The organism is Rhodoferax sp. GT1R46, from assembly GCF_056521285.1.
Window position 1 is genome coordinate 91,953 of record NZ_JBWMBC010000008.1, and the last position, 15,500, is coordinate 107,452.

15 protein-coding genes are annotated in these 15,500 nt (G+C 56.7%); 6 read left to right on the forward strand and 9 right to left on the reverse strand.

The features are described 5' to 3' along the window. Positions 1-7: 7 nt before the first annotated feature. The 7 genes from AC097W_RS16665 to AC097W_RS16695 all read right to left on the reverse strand — a co-directional run bounded on the left by AC097W_RS16665 (position 8) and on the right by AC097W_RS16695 (position 9,096). Complete coding sequence (locus tag AC097W_RS16665) at positions 8-2,107, reverse strand: 3-hydroxyacyl-CoA dehydrogenase NAD-binding domain-containing protein (RefSeq protein ID WP_479603745.1); 2,100 nt, start codon at positions 2,105-2,107, stop codon at positions 8-10. A 119-nt stretch (positions 2,108-2,226) separates the two neighbouring features. After that, complete coding sequence (locus AC097W_RS16670; RefSeq protein WP_479603746.1) at positions 2,227-2,922, reverse strand: ABC transporter ATP-binding protein; 696 nt, start codon at positions 2,920-2,922, stop codon at positions 2,227-2,229. A 2-nt stretch (positions 2,923-2,924) separates the two neighbouring features. Next, positions 2,925-3,707, reverse strand: a complete 783-nt coding sequence (locus AC097W_RS16675; RefSeq protein WP_479603747.1) for an ABC transporter ATP-binding protein — start codon at positions 3,705-3,707, stop codon at positions 2,925-2,927. Beyond that, positions 3,704-4,993, reverse strand: a complete 1,290-nt coding sequence (locus tag AC097W_RS16680; protein ID WP_479603748.1) for a branched-chain amino acid ABC transporter permease — start codon at positions 4,991-4,993, stop codon at positions 3,704-3,706. The genes AC097W_RS16675 and AC097W_RS16680 overlap by 4 nt, the downstream gene beginning before the upstream one ends. Positions 4,994-4,996: 3 nt before the next feature. Continuing rightward, positions 4,997-6,031 carry a branched-chain amino acid ABC transporter permease gene (locus tag AC097W_RS16685; protein ID WP_479603749.1) on the reverse strand — a complete coding sequence of 345 codons (1,035 nt, stop codon included), beginning with the start codon at positions 6,029-6,031 and terminating at the stop codon, positions 4,997-4,999. Between the two features lie 83 nt (positions 6,032-6,114). Beyond that, positions 6,115-7,350 carry a branched-chain amino acid ABC transporter substrate-binding protein gene (locus AC097W_RS16690; protein ID WP_479603750.1) on the reverse strand — a complete coding sequence of 412 codons (1,236 nt, stop codon included), beginning with the start codon at positions 7,348-7,350 and terminating at the stop codon, positions 6,115-6,117. A gap of 117 nt (positions 7,351-7,467) precedes the next feature. Next, positions 7,468-9,096: a 3-(methylthio)propionyl-CoA ligase gene (locus AC097W_RS16695; protein ID WP_479603751.1), complete on the reverse strand. Its 1,629-nt coding sequence runs from the start codon at positions 9,094-9,096 to the stop codon at positions 7,468-7,470. A gap of 126 nt (positions 9,097-9,222) precedes the next feature. On the opposite strand from AC097W_RS16695, the gene AC097W_RS16700 reads away from it, so the two are divergent. From AC097W_RS16700 to AC097W_RS16725, 6 genes are all read left to right on the forward strand, one after another. Continuing rightward, positions 9,223-10,707, forward strand: a complete 1,485-nt coding sequence (locus AC097W_RS16700; protein ID WP_479603752.1) for a protein adenylyltransferase SelO — start codon at positions 9,223-9,225, stop codon at positions 10,705-10,707. A gap of 18 nt (positions 10,708-10,725) precedes the next feature. Further along, complete coding sequence (msrB, locus tag AC097W_RS16705) at positions 10,726-11,136, forward strand: peptide-methionine (R)-S-oxide reductase MsrB (protein ID WP_479603753.1); 411 nt, start codon at positions 10,726-10,728, stop codon at positions 11,134-11,136. Then, entirely contained in the window at positions 11,133-11,687 is a 555-nt protein-coding gene (locus AC097W_RS16710) for a septation protein A (RefSeq protein ID WP_479603754.1), read from the forward strand. The genes msrB and AC097W_RS16710 overlap by 4 nt, the downstream gene beginning before the upstream one ends. Continuing rightward, positions 11,684-11,974, forward strand: a complete 291-nt coding sequence (locus tag AC097W_RS16715; RefSeq protein ID WP_479603755.1) for a BolA family protein — start codon at positions 11,684-11,686, stop codon at positions 11,972-11,974. Before AC097W_RS16710 ends, AC097W_RS16715 begins: the two co-directional genes overlap by 4 nt. Positions 11,975-12,003: 29 nt before the next feature. Then, positions 12,004-12,789 carry a peptidylprolyl isomerase gene (locus tag AC097W_RS16720; protein ID WP_479603756.1) on the forward strand — a complete coding sequence of 262 codons (786 nt, stop codon included), beginning with the start codon at positions 12,004-12,006 and terminating at the stop codon, positions 12,787-12,789. Between the two features lie 224 nt (positions 12,790-13,013). Continuing rightward, positions 13,014-13,748, forward strand: coding sequence for a YoaK family protein (locus tag AC097W_RS16725; RefSeq protein ID WP_479603757.1), 735 nt, complete (start codon positions 13,014-13,016; stop codon positions 13,746-13,748). Here AC097W_RS16725 and AC097W_RS16730 read toward each other — a convergent pair. Then, positions 13,732-14,337, reverse strand: a complete 606-nt coding sequence (locus tag AC097W_RS16730; RefSeq protein WP_479603758.1) for an MOSC domain-containing protein — start codon at positions 14,335-14,337, stop codon at positions 13,732-13,734. The two genes, AC097W_RS16725 and AC097W_RS16730, sit on opposite strands and share 17 nt — an antisense overlap. Further along, positions 14,334-15,491 carry a 3'-5' exonuclease gene (locus AC097W_RS16735; protein WP_479603759.1) on the reverse strand — a complete coding sequence of 386 codons (1,158 nt, stop codon included), beginning with the start codon at positions 15,489-15,491 and terminating at the stop codon, positions 14,334-14,336. Before AC097W_RS16735 ends, AC097W_RS16730 begins: the two co-directional genes overlap by 4 nt. Positions 15,492-15,500 lie beyond the last annotated feature (9 nt).

A 15,500-nucleotide genomic window follows, 5' to 3' on the forward strand; every position in this document is an offset into this window, starting at 1 on the left:
TGGGCTTTTAGTTGAAGGTCTTGCCTTCAGCGGCCAGCTTGGCCAACAGCGGAGCGGGTTGCCAGAAGGAGGCATCGTCCAGAGGATTTTTGGCGAAACGATTCATGGCCTGCACCACGTTGAACAACCCAACCTGATCGGCGTAGTTCATCGGGCCACCGCGGTGGGGAGGGAAGCCGTAACCAAAGATATAGACGATGTCGATGTCGCTGGCCTTGTTGGCAATGCCCTCTTCCAGAATGTGCGCTGCTTCATTCACCAGTGAAAACACCAGACGCTGGACAATTTCTTCGTCCGAAATTTTGCGCGGGGTAATGCCCAGCGCCTTGCGGTGTTCTTCGATCATCGCCACGACTTCAGCGTTGGGAATAGCGTCGCGTTTGCCGGCTACATAGTCATACCAGCCAGCGCCGGTCTTTTGACCAAAACGGCCCTTCTCGCACAGCAAGTCAGCCGTTTTACTGTACTTCATGTTTGGCTTTTCCTGGTAGCGGCGTTTGCGGATCGCCCAGCCAATGTCATTGCCAGCCAGATCGCCCATGCGGAACGGCCCCATCGCCATGCCGAATTTCTCCATGGCCTTGTCCACTTGCGCCGGGGTACACCCTTCGTCCAGGAGGAAACCGCCCTGACGGCCGTATTGCTCGATCATGCGGTTGCCAATAAAGCCGTCGCACACACCCGAAACCACCGCCGTTTTGCGAATCTTCTTGGCAACGCCCATGACCGTGGCCATGACGTCTTTGGCGGTCTTGGCGCCACGTACCACTTCCAGCAACTTCATGACGTTGGCAGGGCTGAAGAAATGCAGGCCCACCACATCTTCAGGCCGCTTGGTGAAGGATGCAATCTTGTCCACGTCGAGTGTGGAGGTGTTGGACGCCAGAATGGCACCGGGCTTCATGACGCGGTCGAGCTCCTTGAACACGGCTTCCTTCACGCCGATCTCTTCAAACACTGCTTCGATCACCATATCGGCGCCGGAGAGGTCGTCATAGCTCAAGGTCGTGGTGAGCAGGCTCATGCGCTGATCGTATTTGTCCTGCTTCAGCTTGCCCTTTTTGACTTGGGATTCGTAGTTCTTGCGAATGGTGGCAATGCCACGGTCGAGTGCATCCTGCTTCATTTCCAGCATCTTTACGGGGATGCCGGCGTTCAGGAAGTTCATCGCAATGCCGCCACCCATGGTGCCGGCGCCGATAACCGCTATCGAATTAATAGCGCGCTGTGCAATATCTGCGGGGACATCCGGTATTTTTGATGCTGCACGCTCGGCCACAAAAATATGGCGCAAGGCCTTGCTCTCGGCCGTCAGCATCAGGTTGATGAAGAGCTCGCGCTCATAGGCCATGCCGTCTTCAAATTTCTTCTTCGTTGCGGCTTCGACCACGTCCACGCACTTGGCTGGAGCGGGGTAGTTCTTGGACATGCCCTTGACCATGTTGCGGGCAAACTGGAAATACGCGTCGCCCAGGGGATGCTTGCACGGCAGGTTGCGCACCAGCGGCAGGGGGCGCACATCGGCCACCGAACGCGCAAAGGCCAGGGCCTCTTCAGCCAGCGATTCAGCGGATGCAGACAGTTTGTCAAACAGCTTTTGACCGGGCAGCATGGCCAGCATTTCGCTTTTAACGGGTTCGCCGCTGACGATCATGTTCAGTGCAGGTTCAACACCCAGCACACGGGGCAGGCGCTGTGTGCCGCCCGCGCCGGGAATCAGACCCAGTTTGACTTCGGGCAATGCAATGGCGGTGCCAGGCGCTGCAATACGGTAATGGCAACCCAGCGCCAACTCCAGGCCGCCACCCATGGCAACGGTATGCAGCGCGGCCACTACTGGCTTTGACGAGTTTTCCAACACGGATATCACGCTGAGCAGATTGGGCTCCTGCAGGGCTTTGGGCGAGCCAAACTCCTTGATGTCCGCACCACCCGAAAACGCCTTGCCGGCACCGGTGATCACGATGGCTTTGACCGCTGCATCCGCATTGGCCTGCGCCATGCCATCGGCAATGCCCTGTCGGGTCGCGAGTCCCAATCCGTTGACTGGTGGGTTGTTCAGCGTAATAACGGCGACGTCGCCATGAACCTGGTATTGGGCAGTCATGCTTGCATTCCTCAAATATGAAAATTGGAACAACCAAAAAAGAACGATCGTTCTTTTTTAATTGTAGGTGGGTTTTGGAGTCGGTTCAATCCGGTTTGTCACGGTTGGGACAAACCAGGTCAGACTTCCAGCCATTCCTTGCGGATATCGGTGTTGTTGCGCAGTTCGTCGGGGGTTCCGTCAAAGACAATACTTCCGTGTCCCATGACGAGACAGCGGTCTGAAATCTTCATGGCGATCGTCAGCTTCTGCTCAATAAGCAAAACCGAGATACCACGGCGCCGAAGCTCCATAAGGTACTCGGCCACCAACTCAACAACCATCGGAGCAAGGCCTTCGGTGGGTTCGTCAATGATGATCAAATCCGGGTCGCCCATAAGGGTGCGGCAAAGGGTGAGCATCTGTTGCTCGCCACCCGACAGGACACCCGCTTCCGTATGCTCTCGCTCTTTCAGGCGGGGAAACATGCGGTACATGTCATCGAATGCCCAGCGTGGGTTGCCCTTGCCCCTCTTCTGCCCGAGCAGCAGGTTTTGGTAGACCGTCAGTTTGGGGAAAATGTCGCGGCTTTCGGGTACATATCCCAAACCCAGATGGGCTATTTGATAGGTCTTCAGGCCCAAGGATTCCTGATCTTTCCAAAGAACGGAACCCTGGCAGTCCACCAAGCCCATGATGGCCTTGGCCGTGGTGGAGCGGCCTGATCCGTTACGCCCTAGCAGAGCGACAATCTCACCGGCATTGACATGCATGTCCACGCCATGCAGCACATGACTTTTGCCATAAAAGGCATTCAGGTTGGAGACTTTCAACATGTTCAGTGCCCCCCCGCCTGTGCGTCGGCCACCGCGGACCCCAAATAGGCCTCTTGCACCCGCGCGTTGGCACGGACCGCATCGGGTGTGTCAAAGGCAATAACTTCGCCGTAGACAACCACAGCGATCTTGTCTGCCAGCCCAAAAACAACGCCCATATCGTGCTCCACGGTCAACAGGGTTTTACCCTCGGTGACGGTCTTGATCAGGTCAATGAAACGGGAGGTTTCGCTTTTGCTCATGCCAGCCGTCGGTTCGTCCAGAAGAATGACCCCTGCACCGCCGCCAATAGTGATGCCAATTTCGAGCGCTCGCTGTTCCGCGTAGGTCAAATTCATGGCAAGCACATCGTGCTTCTTGTCGAGCTTGATCATCTGCATCAACTCGTCTGCGCGGGCGTTGGCATCATCCAGATCAGCCAGAAATTTGAAGAATGTGTATCGGTAGCCCAAGCTCCACAGCACGCTGCAGCGCAGGTTTTCAAACACACTGAGTTTCGGAAATATGTTGGTGATCTGGAAGCTGCGGGAAAGCCCCAGCCGGTTGATTTCGAAAGGCTTCTTTCCGTCGATTCGGATTCCGTTTAGCAGCACTTCACCACTGGTGGGCTCGAACCGGCCACTGATCAAATTGAACAACGTGGATTTGCCAGCCCCGTTGGGTCCGATGATGGCAACCCGTTCACCGGGATTGACCGCCAGGTTGATACCCCGAATGATCTCGGTCTTGCCAAAACTTTTGCGCAGATTCTTTAGTTCAAGCGCAGGTGTCAATTGCGCGCTCATGACAGACTCCTTCTATTGATTTCCTGTTCGATAAACCCCTGAATCTGCTCCCATTTGCGGGCAAACTTGCGCCTGGCGAACTCGAAGCAACCCAAGCCCACGATCATGACCACGACGGCTCCTACCCAGCTGCTCATATTGGCGGCATCCAGTCGGACCCCCAAAAATACCAGTTCGGAACCCTGCCCGGCATTCAATTGGAGGTGGTACATCATTTCAACCATGGCCGCCGCACCGGCAAGGCCAATAATGCCAGTGACAGTCAGAACGCAATAGCTCAAAAGCAGCTGGCGGAGTTTGCCGAATGAAGCAACGCGCAAATTCATCATGATCAGGCTGGCGATTCCTCCGGGTGCATACATCACCATGAAGAGGAAAATAAGACCGAGGTAGAGCAACCATGCCTTCGTGAACTCACTGAAAAGCACAAAGGCAAGCACCATCAACACGGCTCCGATGATCGGGCCGAAGAAGAAGGTTGCACCTCCCAGGAACGTAAACAGCAGGTAGGCGCCTGAGCGCGCAGCCCCAACCACCTCAGCCGTGACGATCTCAAAATTAAGTGCGCCCAAGCCGCCGGAAATTCCTGCAAAAAAACCGGCAATGATGAATGCGGTGTACCGCACGCGCTGCGTGTTGTAGCCCACAAACTCGACCCGTTCGGGATTGTCCCGGACCGCGTTTAACATGCGGCCCAGCGGCGTTCGCGTGAAGGCAAACATCGCAACAACTGAAATAAAGGTGTACACGGCAATAAGGTAGTAAACCTGAACCGGGGGCCCGTAGGTGATGCCAAGGAAGGCTTGCCCGATGACCCGGTTGCCCGAAACGCCGCCTTCGCCGCCAAAAAATTCGGGGATCATTAACGACATGGCAAAAACCAGTTCACTCAGACCCAGGGTGATCATCGCAAACGTGGTACCAGACTTGCGGGTGGTTACATAACCAAACAGGACCGCAAAACCTACACCAGCCAATCCGCCGGCGATGGGCACAAGTGAAACCGGAATGGGCAATGCACCACTGGCAGCGCTGTTCAGCGCGTGGATGGCCAGAAATGAACCCAGTCCGGTGTATACCGCGTGCCCAAAGCTCAGCATGCCGCCTTGCCCCAGTAGCATGTTGTAGGAGAGGCAGGCAATGATCGCAATGCCCATCTGCGACAGCACGGTGATGGCAAGGCCGCCGGTGAAGACCCATGGAGCCAGCGCCAGCAAGAGCGCGAATAGCCCCCAGGTGACCCAGCGTCCCGTATTGAATGGCTTGGATGTTGATTGGTTGCGCATAGTTCAGCCCTCCCGCTTGCCCAACAGCCCTTTGGGCCGGAAGATCAGGATGAGGACCAGGAAGAGATAAGGAAGGATGGGGGCGACCTGGGACAAGGTCAACTTGACGAAGGAATTGTTTCGGGTTGCGTCACCCAGCTGAAGCCCCAGCTGCTGGGCCAGAGTTGCGACGGAATAGTCAAATGCAACGGCAAAGGTTTGTATGACGCCAATCAGCACCGAGGCCAGAAAGGCACCCGACAACGAACCCATGCCGCCCACCACCACGACCACAAAAATGACGGAGCCTACCGTCGCAGCCATGGCAGGTTCGGTCAGAAAGGTGCTTCCACCAATGACCCCGGCCAGCCCGGCCAGCCCGGCACCTGCGCCAAATACGAGCATGAAAATCCGCGGAACGTTGTGGCCCAGCGATTCGACTGCCTCAGGATGGGTCAAGGCCGACTGGATGATCAACCCGATGCGCGTTCGGGTCAACAGCAGCCAAACTGAGACCAGCATCACCAGTGCAACCAGCATCATGAATCCACGGGTTGCCGGAAACGGCGAGCATACAACCCGCACAGCTGCGTCAGCGGCGCTGCACAGTTCAGCAGGCGCCGCGCCCCACAGCAGCCTCAAGCCATTCACCGAATGATTGATCAATGTGAAGGCGGGGCCCTGCAGTGACTCCGGTGGCCGGAATTCAAGAGCGATACGGCCCCAGACAAGCTGCACCAGCTCAAGCACTACGTACGACAAGCCGAAGGTAATCAGCAATTCAGCGACATGCCCGTACTTGTGCACCCTGCGCAGGAACACCCGCTCGAACAACGCGCCCATGGCCCCCACAACCAGGGGAGCGATCACAAGGGCTGGCCAAAAGCCGACGAATCGGGATACGGTGTAACCCACGTAGGCGCCCAGCATGTAGAAGCTGGCATGCGCAAAATTCAGGACGCCCATCATGCTGAAAATCAGGGTCAGCCCTGAACTCAGCATGAACAACAGCAGACCGTAGCTCAAGCCATTGAGCATCGAAATAATGAAAAACTCCATTGCCGACTAACCTTCCTCGTCACTAGAAATGAAAAAGCCCGATACGGCGACCCCGCTCGGGCTCCTGTTTTGACCGCAGGGGGTCAGGAAGGACGCTTCATGTCACAGCTGGTGGGCGTGCTGGAAACGTAGTTGGGGTACTCTTTGAGTGGCACCAGCGTCATACCGGTGTTTTCCGGGCTGTAGGGGTACTTCTTGTCGGCCTTTTCCCAGACCGTCATGTACAGCGGCTGCTGCAACTGGTGGTCAGTTTTGCGCATTTCGACTTCACCGTTGAAGCTCTTCACCTTGATTCCTTCAAGCGCCGCAGCAACCTTGACCGGGTCGGTGGACTTGGCCTTGGCCATGGCCGAACCCAGGGTTTCGTAGATTCGAATGATGGAGGACGTGTAGAAGTCATCGTTGTACTTCGTCTTGAACTCACTCATCCACTTGTCCATTTGCCCGCCCATGTTGTAGTGGCTGTAGGAAATCTGGTACACCCGGCCTGCGCCGTTGGTACCCAGCGCAGAGGGCGTGCCCGTCACGCCAGCGTAATAAGTGAAAAACTTACCGGTATAGCCGCCCTCGTTAGCGGCCTTGATCAACAAGGACAGGTCTGAGCCCCAATTGCCAGTGATGACCGTGTCGGCTCCCGATGCCTTGATTTTTGCAATGTAGGGAGCGAAGTCGCGAACCTGCGCCAGTGGATGCAAGTCCTCGCCAACGATCTGGATGTCAGGCCGCTTGCGTGCCAGCGTTTGCTTTGCAAACTTGGCCACCTGCACGCCATGCGAGTAATTTTGACCCAGGATGTAGACCTTCTTGATGTCCTTCTGGCCTTCCATGAAACTCGACATGGCTTCCATCTTCATGGACGTGTCAGCGTCAAAGCGGAAGTGCCAGTAGCTGCATTTGCTTCCGGTCAGATCAGGATCCACTGCGGAATCATTGAGATACAAAACTTCTTTGCCCGGGTTGCGCTCGTTGTGTTTGGTAACCGCGTCAGACAGAGCCAAAGCCACCGAGGAGCCGTTGCCCTGAAGAATGTAACGCGCGCCGCCATCAATGGCCGCCTTCAGTGCATTGAGACTCTCTGTAGGGCTGAGCTTGTTGTCAATACCTGTCACTTCAAACTTCACACCGGCCGGATTACCTGCTCCACTGAATTTTTCAGCGAAAAACTGGTAGCTCTTCAGCTGGTTAACGCCAACGGGGCCCAGCAAGCCGGTCTGGGCGTCAATTCGGACCATTTTCACGGTCTCCCCTTTTTGGGCCATCGCTGCGCTTGCGCAGACCAAAGCCGCTGAAACGGCAACAAGCTTGAATACAAATTTCATTAAAAAGCTCCTGTTAGACACAACCCTGCCAGCGTACAAGTTTTTGTGCACTGCAATGCGAGGGTTTCCCCTACGGCGTATCACCAATGTGACTAAAAACGGGACGGAAATGCAGTCTCAGAGACTTGGCAGCTTGTAGTCCTGCAACATTTCCCGCAGCTTGGTTTTTTGCATCTTTCCGGTTCCACCTAACGGAATGGCATCAACGAAGACGACATCATCAGGAATTTGCCATTTGGCGGTCTTGCCGTCGTAGAACGCGATGAGTTCATCACGGGTCACATCGCATCCAGGCTTCTTCACCACGGCGATGATGGGGCGCTCGTCCCATTTGGGGTGTTTCATACCGATGCAGGCCGCCATGGCGACGGATGGATGCGCCATCGCGACGTTCTCTACATCGATGGAACTGATCCACTCTCCCCCGGACTTGATGACGTCCTTGCTTCGGTCCGTGATTTGCATGTAGCCGTCTGCGTCAATAGTGGCTACATCACCCGTTGGAAACCAGCCGTCAATCAAGGGAGAGCCACCCTCGCCTTTGAAGTATTCGCTAATCACCCAGGGTCCTTTGACCAGCAGGTCTCCGTAGGCCTTTCCGTCCCACGGTAGTTCTTTGCCTTCGTCACTGACGATTTTCATGTCGACACCGTAAATGCCACGCCCCTGCTTGAGGCGCACCTTCATCTTGTCGGCTGAATCCATGGCCAGGTGCTTGTTCTTGAGCGTACAAACCGTGCCCAGCGGGGACATCTCTGTCATTCCCCAGGCGTGCAGCACTTCCACACCGTACTGATCATTGAACGCGTTGATCATGGCGGGCGGGCACGCGGAGCCGCCAATGACTGTGCGCTTCAGCGTGCTGAAACGCAGGCTGCCGGCTTGCATATGACCCAGCATCATTTGCCACACGGTGGGCACACCCGCTGCGAATGTGACTTTTTCAGACTCGATCAACTCAAAAATGGATTTGCCATCCATTGCGGGGCCGGGAAATACCAGTTTGGCCCCAGTCATGGCTGCCGAGTAAGGGAGCCCCCACGCATTGACGTGGAACATGGGAACGACCGGCAACACCGAATCCCGGGCACTCATGCTCAAGGCATCCGGCAAAGCGCCTGAAAACGCATGCAGGATCGTAGAGCGGTGACTGTACAAAGCCGCCTTGGGGTTGCCCGTGGTACCACTGGTGTAACACATGCTGGAAGCAGAGTTTTCATCAAACTGCGGCCAGGTGTATTCCGCGGATTGCGAACCCATCCAGGCTTCATAACTCTGCAGGCCCGGAATGCCCGTATCTGCCGGGAGCTTGTCTGCATCACACATGGCAATGAAATGCTTGATGGTGGTGCAACGGCTGTGAATCGCCTTGACGATGGGCAAGAAAGACATGTCAAAGCACAGAACCTGGTCTTCAGCGTGGTTGGCGATCCAGACGATCTGGTCGGGATGCAGACGCGGATTCAGGGTATGCAGTACGCGGCCTGAACCACTCACACCAAAATACAGTTCCAGATGGCGATACCCGTTCCACGCCAGCGTGGCGACGCGGTCGCTGAAGGCAAGATTCATCGTATCCAGCGCATTGGCCACTTTGCGTGAACGCTGGGCCACATCCTTATACGTGTAGCGGTGGATGTCGCCCTCCACTCGGCGCGAAACAACTTCACCCTCGCCGTGGTGGCGCTCGGCAAAATCAATCAGTGAAGAAATCAGAAGCTGCTGGCTTTGCATTAACCCTAACATGGCACATGTCTCCTCAATAGTTGGACTCGAAAATACGAGCGCTGCATCTGTTGCGCGTCGCCGCATGGTACCCGCTACAAGTCCCCGAAAATCGGCGGTGATAGTCATTTGCGGGACAATTCGTGCATGAATAATTTGGTAAGCGCGGCCAGCCCGGTGGACACTGGCCTGACATGGACCAACAGCTTTGCTGATTTGGGTGAGGATTTTTTCGTCGCATTGCCCCCTACGCCTCTTCCTGCCCCTTACTGGGTGGGTAGAAGTGCACAGGTTGCCGCGCATTTGAGCTTGCCGACCGACCGTCTTGATTCTCCGGAATGGCTGCAAGCCTTGGCTGGCAACCAGGCACTTGCCGGAACACGAACTCTGGCCAGCGTCTACAGCGGCCACCAGTTTGGTGTCTGGGCAGGGCAATTGGGCGATGGCCGGGCGATTCTGCTGGGCGAACTCGCCGGTCAGGAAGTGCAATTGAAGGGCGCCGGCTTGACGCCGTTCTCCCGAATGGGTGACGGCCGGGCTGTGTTGCGGTCCAGTATTCGCGAGTTTCTTTGCAGTGAAGCGATGCATGGCCTGGGCATCCCCACATCGCGCGCTTTGAGCGTCATCGGGTCCGACGCCCCTATTCGTCGGGAGTCACTGGAAACCGCTGCGGTGGTGACCCGGGTAGCGGCCAGTTTTATCCGATTCGGGCACTTTGAACACTTTAGCCACAACGGTCTTCACGATCAGCTCCGGCAGTTGGCCGACTACGTGATTGATCGCCATTACCCCGAGTGTCGAACTGACCCGCGCTTTGATGGCAACCCGTACGCAAATTTCTTGCACGCGGTGACCCAGCGCACGGCAGGCTTGGTGGCCCAATGGCAGGCCGTGGGTTTTTGCCACGGTGTCATGAACACCGACAACATGAGTATTCTCGGGCTGACCATCGATTACGGGCCGTTCCAGTTTCTGGATGCGTTCGACCCGGGCCACATCTGCAATCATTCGGATAACCAGGGCCGATACGCCTTTTTTAAGCAACCCAACGTGGCGTATTGGAACCTTTTTTGCCTGGGCCAGGCTCTTTTGCCACTCATCGGTGAGCAGGAGTTGGCCATAGCCGCCCTGGAGACCTACAAGACGGCTTACCCAAGCGCGTTTGACGCCGCCATGGCCGCAAAGTTGGGCTTTTCGGCTGTCCAGGAAGGTTTGCGTGGCACGGTAGACGACGTTCTGCGACTCATGGCGACAGACCGCGTGGACTACACCATCTTCTGGCGACGTCTGAGCCAATGGGCTGTCCAACGGGGTGCGGCCGACACGTCGGTACGAGATCTCTTTTTGGACAGCGCGGGAATCGATGGCTGGCTGCTACAATTTTCGGAGCGCCTTGCGCAGGATCCACGGGGGCATTCGGCCGAATTGATGCTAAAGACCAATCCCAAGTTCGTACTGCGGAACCATTTGGGCGAATTGGCCATCCAAGCGGCAAAGCAGAAGGATTTCTCCCTGGTTGCCCAACTGCTTGCAGTACTGGAGCAACCTTTTGAAGAACATCCGCAGTTCGAGTCTTTTGCAGACTTTCCGCCTGACTGGGCGGGCGATATTTCCATCAGTTGCAGCTCCTAACATCCAACCAACCCGACTATGACCTACAAAATTCAGAAAACCGACGAAGAGTGGAAGGCCCTGTTGAAAGTGAAGGGGGCCGAGCCGCTGGCTTTTGACGTGGCCCGTCACGAGGCCACCGAACGCGCCTACACCGGTCGTCTTGAAAGTAACAAGGCCGCAGGCACGTATCGCTGCATGTGCTGCGACAAGCCGCTGTTTACGTCGGACACCAAATATGAATCCGGCAGCGGCTGGCCAAGCTTCTTTCAGCCACTGGCTCCTGAAGCCGTGGGCACCAAAGTGGACGGAATGTTGTGGATGAAACGCACCGAGGTGCACTGCGCAGACTGCGGAGCCCACTTGGGCCATGTTTTTGAAGATGGGCCCGCGCCCACCGGTTTGCGGTATTGCATGAACTCGGCTTCGCTACACTTCACACCTGCATGAAAATACTGATCGACTTTTTCCCCATCCTGCTGTTCTTTGGTGCGTACAAGCTGTCCGACATTTATGTTGGCACTGCGGTTCTGATGGGGGCCACCGTACTGCAGATGGCACTGATCTATGGCATGGACCGCAAACTGCAGGCCATGCATAAGATCACGCTGGTACTGGTGCTCCTCTTCGGTGCATTGACACTGGCCTTGCACGATGACCGTTTCATCAAATGGAAGCCCACCGTTCTGTATGCGGCGATGGCAATGGGTCTGGCTGTCGCTGTTTGGGGAATGCGGAAAAATTTCCTGAAGCTGCTGCTGGGCAGTCAGTTGGCGCTGCCCGACCCGGTCTGGCGCCGCCTCAACATCGCGTGGGTGTTGTATTGCGCCTTTATGTCCTTGATCAACGCCTACGTGGTGATGAACTACAGCACGGAAGCCTGGGTGAGCTTCAAGCTCTGGGGCTACGCGTTCCCGCTGGCGTTCATCATTGGGCAAGGTGTATACATCGCGCCCCATTTACAGGCTGATGAAGCCACCGACACAAAGCACGAATCATGAGTATGGGACCGACCGTCACCCAGCTGGAGGAGCGATTGCGCGCCCGCCTGGCTCCAAGCCAGCTGGAGGTCTTGGACGAAAGTCACCAGCACGGCGGCCATGCTGGTTCCAACGGCACCGGTTTTGGAACCCATTTCAGGGTACGCATTGCCTCCCCCTTGTTCACCGGCAAAAGCCGGGTTGCCCGCCACCGCCTTGTGTATGATTCACTTCAGGATTTCATTGATCAGGGCCTTCATGCCCTGGCCATTGAAACTGTAGAAACACCAACCGACAAATCCGTCTAATCCGTCTAAGCATCCCCAAAGGAAAACGCATGAAGAAGCAAATTTTGTCCGCGCTTGCCGCTGCAGCCATGCTGGCAACCGCGACGCCCGCGGCCTTGGCGCAAAACATCGCCATTGTCAACGGCAAGGCCGTTCCCAAGGCCCGCGTGGAAGCGTTGGCTCAACAGGTCGCACGCTCCGGTCGCCCGGTAACGCCAGAAATGCAGGGTCAACTCAAGGACGAAGTCATCGCCCGCGAGATTTTTATGCAGGAAGCCCAGGCACGTGGACTGGACGCCACAGAAGACTACAAGACCCAGATTGACCTGGCACGGCAAGCCATTCTGATTCGCGAATTGTTTGCGGATTATCAGAAGAAGAACCCGGTCACTGATGCAGAAATTCAGGCAGAGTACGACAAATTTGCTGCAGCCAACAGCGGCAAGGAGTACCGTGCCCGCCACATTCTGGTGGAGAAGGAAGACCAGGCCAAAGCCATCATTGCCCAGCTGAAAAAAGGCGGGAAATTTGAAGAAATTGCCAAGAAATCGTCCAAAGACCCAGGCTCTGGCGCCAACGGCGGTTCACTGGATTGGGCCAGTCCCAGCAGTTACGTGAAAGAGTTTTCCGACGCATTGGTTGCGCTGACCAAGGGAAAGACAACTGAAGTGCCAGTGAAGAGTCAGTTTGGATACCACATCATTCGTCTGGACGACATACGAGATGCCCAGCTGCCCAAGTTCGACGAAGTGAAAGCCCAAATTGCCCAGCAACTGCAGCAGCAGAAAATGGCCAAATACCAGGAAGAACTTCGCAGCAAAGCCAAGGTCGAATAAGCTTTCCTGGGCACCAGGCTCTCGATTAGAAAAACGCGGCTCAGGCCGCGTTTTTCATTGTGGTCCATTGGAAGATAATTACGCTGTGTCTTGTCCAGATTGACCACTTCAACTGGTGGCCTCGGCGCGCAAGGAGCCGGAAGCCGCGCACAATGGAATCCCCATGACTTTTCATATGATTCGACCATTACGCGAATCTTGCCACTGAGGCAAACTGCACATAGATGTTCTATCGACTCGTTTCCAACTCGCGCACCCAGCGCAGCAACCGGCAACTCGGGGGCGTCTTGGCCTTTGTGGCGGGCGCGGTCAACGCAGGCGGTTTTCTGGCGGTCAAGCGCTACACGTCCCACATGACGGGCATCGTGTCGGAAGTGGCGGACGATCTGGTTCTGGGCAATGTGGCACTTGCATTGGCGGGTATGGCCTTTCTTCTGGCTTTTGTATCGGGCGCGGCCACCACGGCCATTCTGATTAACTGGGCGCGTCGCCGGCACATGCATGGCGAATATGCACTTCCCCTGATGCTGGAAGCGGTGTTGCTCCTCACCTTTGGCCTGCTCGGCGCCAATCTGAATGTCCTGATTGAAGTATTTGTGCCCACCACCGTGCTCATCCTGTGCTTCATCATGGGGCTTCAAAATGCCATCGTTACCAAGATTTCAAGCGCGGTCATCCGAACGACTCACATGACGGGTATCGCGACGGATCTGGGCATTGAACTGGGTCGTATGCTGTACTGGAACCACTCCCAGAAAGCCAATGCAGCCCATTTCGTCAAGGCAGATCACGACCGCCTGGCCATTCATGCGGCCATTCTGGGCCTATTTTTCACGGGCGGAATTGTGGGCGCCCTCGCCTTCCGCTCAATCGGGTTTTACGCTACGGTCCCGATTGCCGCGGTGCTGATGGTGCTGGCCAGCCCACCCTTGTTGAAAGATCTCAGCGCAAATGCTTGAACATCTTGGCTTTGAAACTCTCGGGAATGCCGAGGCGTCGCGACCCTGCAAGCAGTTCAAACGGTTCGCCTGACCGAATAGTGCCGGGCACGTCCACTGCCAGGTAAAAGCCACAAAAACCGCTTTTTGCCATGAGCTTGGACGCCATATTGAAGCCCATGGCCGCATTGAACTTGTAGCAGGGTTCACGGGGCTGGGTCACGCGCAGTTCGCAATCCGTAAATCGCAGCACATCACCGACCCACACATCGGCTTCCAGCAGACCCTGCAACGTCAGGTTCTCTCCCAGAGCGCCGTAGGCCAGCTGGGTATCGATATCGGCCACGCCGGCCTGTTGGCGGGCGTCCCGCCAGAAGTCGTAGTGCTCCGCCGGGTAGGCATATACCGCCTTGTCCAGCCCCCCATGCACCGATAAATCGGCTTGCTCGTCGCCCTGCAAGCCCAGCGCGGCAACAACCACCGGTCCGCCTACCGGCGTCTTGTGGATGCCTGTGAGAATGGACCGGCCGGAGATAACAACCTTGCGGGCTCGGGCGATCTGGATGCCTAGTACGAACATGGCGGGCGTGGACGCGGTAGTGCTTGTCATAGTTGCTGGTGGACCACTTCGCCGCTGCGGCTGGAGTAGCGAACGCCCGCATCCAGCTTCTCGATCTGCACCACGGCGTTGCGCTGGTGGTAGACCTTTTCCTTCAGCCATTCGCATTCTTCCCGCAGCGCATCGGCATCGCCAATACGGGTGTGCCAGACTTTCTGGTCGGCATTCCAGCGGTAGCCACGGGATTTGAGCTGGTCCTTTGCGTCAAACGGCGCGTTGGTGGCCTGCAGGCGGTAACTGGGCTTGCTGCCTTGGCTGATCAGATGCGCCAGCCCCGTGTGTGCCAGTTTGGGCAAGGGCATCGCCAGCACCGCCAACAGCGCGTGGCAGTCCATCTCGGCGCGGTGGGCGTCGTAAAAGCAGCCCATCTCCAGCGCCAGATTTTCCAGTTTGGCGGAGCTGCGTCCGTGGTCTTTCCAGCCAATATCAGCAAATGAGCAGGCCCATGCCAGCTGCTGAAAACGGGGAATGCGCGCCTCTGCGAAGGGCCGATCGAATCCGGCGTTGTGTGCAATCACCAGGTCCACACCGTCCAGCAGCGCCGCAATACGGTCTTCGTCCAGGCGCTGTCCGCGAACCATGTCGTTGTTGATGCCCGTAATGCCCTCAATTTCCTTGGGGATGGGAATGCCAGGGTCTTCCAGCCCATCGTAGACCTGCACCGAGCCCACTGGCATGCCAGTCGCCATGTCAACGTCTATGCGCAACAGGGCGAGCTCAATGATCTTTTCCCTGGACGGGTCCAGACCGGTCGTCTCGGTATCGAGCACGATGACACGACAAACACCCTGCCCCTCTCCTGCCTGCGGCCATTGCAATCGCGGCTGCAAACGGCGCAGCACGCGGTAGTCCGGGTGGGCGTCCAGCGTGTTGGCGATGGACTCCGCATCTCCGGCCGTCACCGGAAGAATGGCTGGCGCGGCACCGACGGCGCTACTAGCCGCACTGGTTTCCAGCGCAGGGCCAGTTTCGGGGATGTGTGTCAAAGCCAAATCAGATGCTGGCGCCACAGGTTTGCTGCGTGAAGCCCGTTTTTTGGAGTGAATGGGCGCTGTGGGCAGGTCCGCCACGAAGGCAAAGTCGAGCTGGTCGTTGTTCAAAGGTCCACCTTGCGGATCGGAAAAAGCGAATGGAAGAACTGCCATTATCATCGT

Coding starts and splice junctions, on each gene's coding strand:
- AC097W_RS16670 (WP_479603746.1), bottom strand. CDS start 2,922: ATGTTGAAAGTCTCCAACCTGAATGCCTTTTATGGCAAAAGTCATGTG.
- AC097W_RS16720 (WP_479603756.1), top strand. CDS start 12,004: ATGAAGAAGCAAATTTTGTCCGCGCTTGCCGCTGCAGCCATGCTGGCA.
- AC097W_RS16690 (WP_479603750.1), bottom strand. CDS start 7,350: ATGAAATTTGTATTCAAGCTTGTTGCCGTTTCAGCGGCTTTGGTCTGC.
- AC097W_RS16695 (WP_479603751.1), bottom strand. CDS start 9,096: ATGTTAGGGTTAATGCAAAGCCAGCAGCTTCTGATTTCTTCACTGATT.
- AC097W_RS16680 (WP_479603748.1), bottom strand. CDS start 4,993: ATGCGCAACCAATCAACATCCAAGCCATTCAATACGGGACGCTGGGTC.
- AC097W_RS16735 (WP_479603759.1), bottom strand. CDS start 15,491: ATGGCAGTTCTTCCATTCGCTTTTTCCGATCCGCAAGGTGGACCTTTG.
- AC097W_RS16675 (WP_479603747.1), bottom strand. CDS start 3,707: ATGAGCGCGCAATTGACACCTGCGCTTGAACTAAAGAATCTGCGCAAA.
- AC097W_RS16685 (WP_479603749.1), bottom strand. CDS start 6,031: ATGGAGTTTTTCATTATTTCGATGCTCAATGGCTTGAGCTACGGTCTG.
- AC097W_RS16700 (WP_479603752.1), top strand. CDS start 9,223: ATGAATAATTTGGTAAGCGCGGCCAGCCCGGTGGACACTGGCCTGACA.
- AC097W_RS16725 (WP_479603757.1), top strand. CDS start 13,014: ATGTTCTATCGACTCGTTTCCAACTCGCGCACCCAGCGCAGCAACCGG.
- AC097W_RS16715 (WP_479603755.1), top strand. CDS start 11,684: ATGAGTATGGGACCGACCGTCACCCAGCTGGAGGAGCGATTGCGCGCC.
- AC097W_RS16665 (WP_479603745.1), bottom strand. CDS start 2,107: ATGACTGCCCAATACCAGGTTCATGGCGACGTCGCCGTTATTACGCTG.
- msrB (WP_479603753.1), top strand. CDS start 10,726: ATGACCTACAAAATTCAGAAAACCGACGAAGAGTGGAAGGCCCTGTTG.
- AC097W_RS16730 (WP_479603758.1), bottom strand. CDS start 14,337: ATGACAAGCACTACCGCGTCCACGCCCGCCATGTTCGTACTAGGCATC.
- AC097W_RS16710 (WP_479603754.1), top strand. CDS start 11,133: ATGAAAATACTGATCGACTTTTTCCCCATCCTGCTGTTCTTTGGTGCG.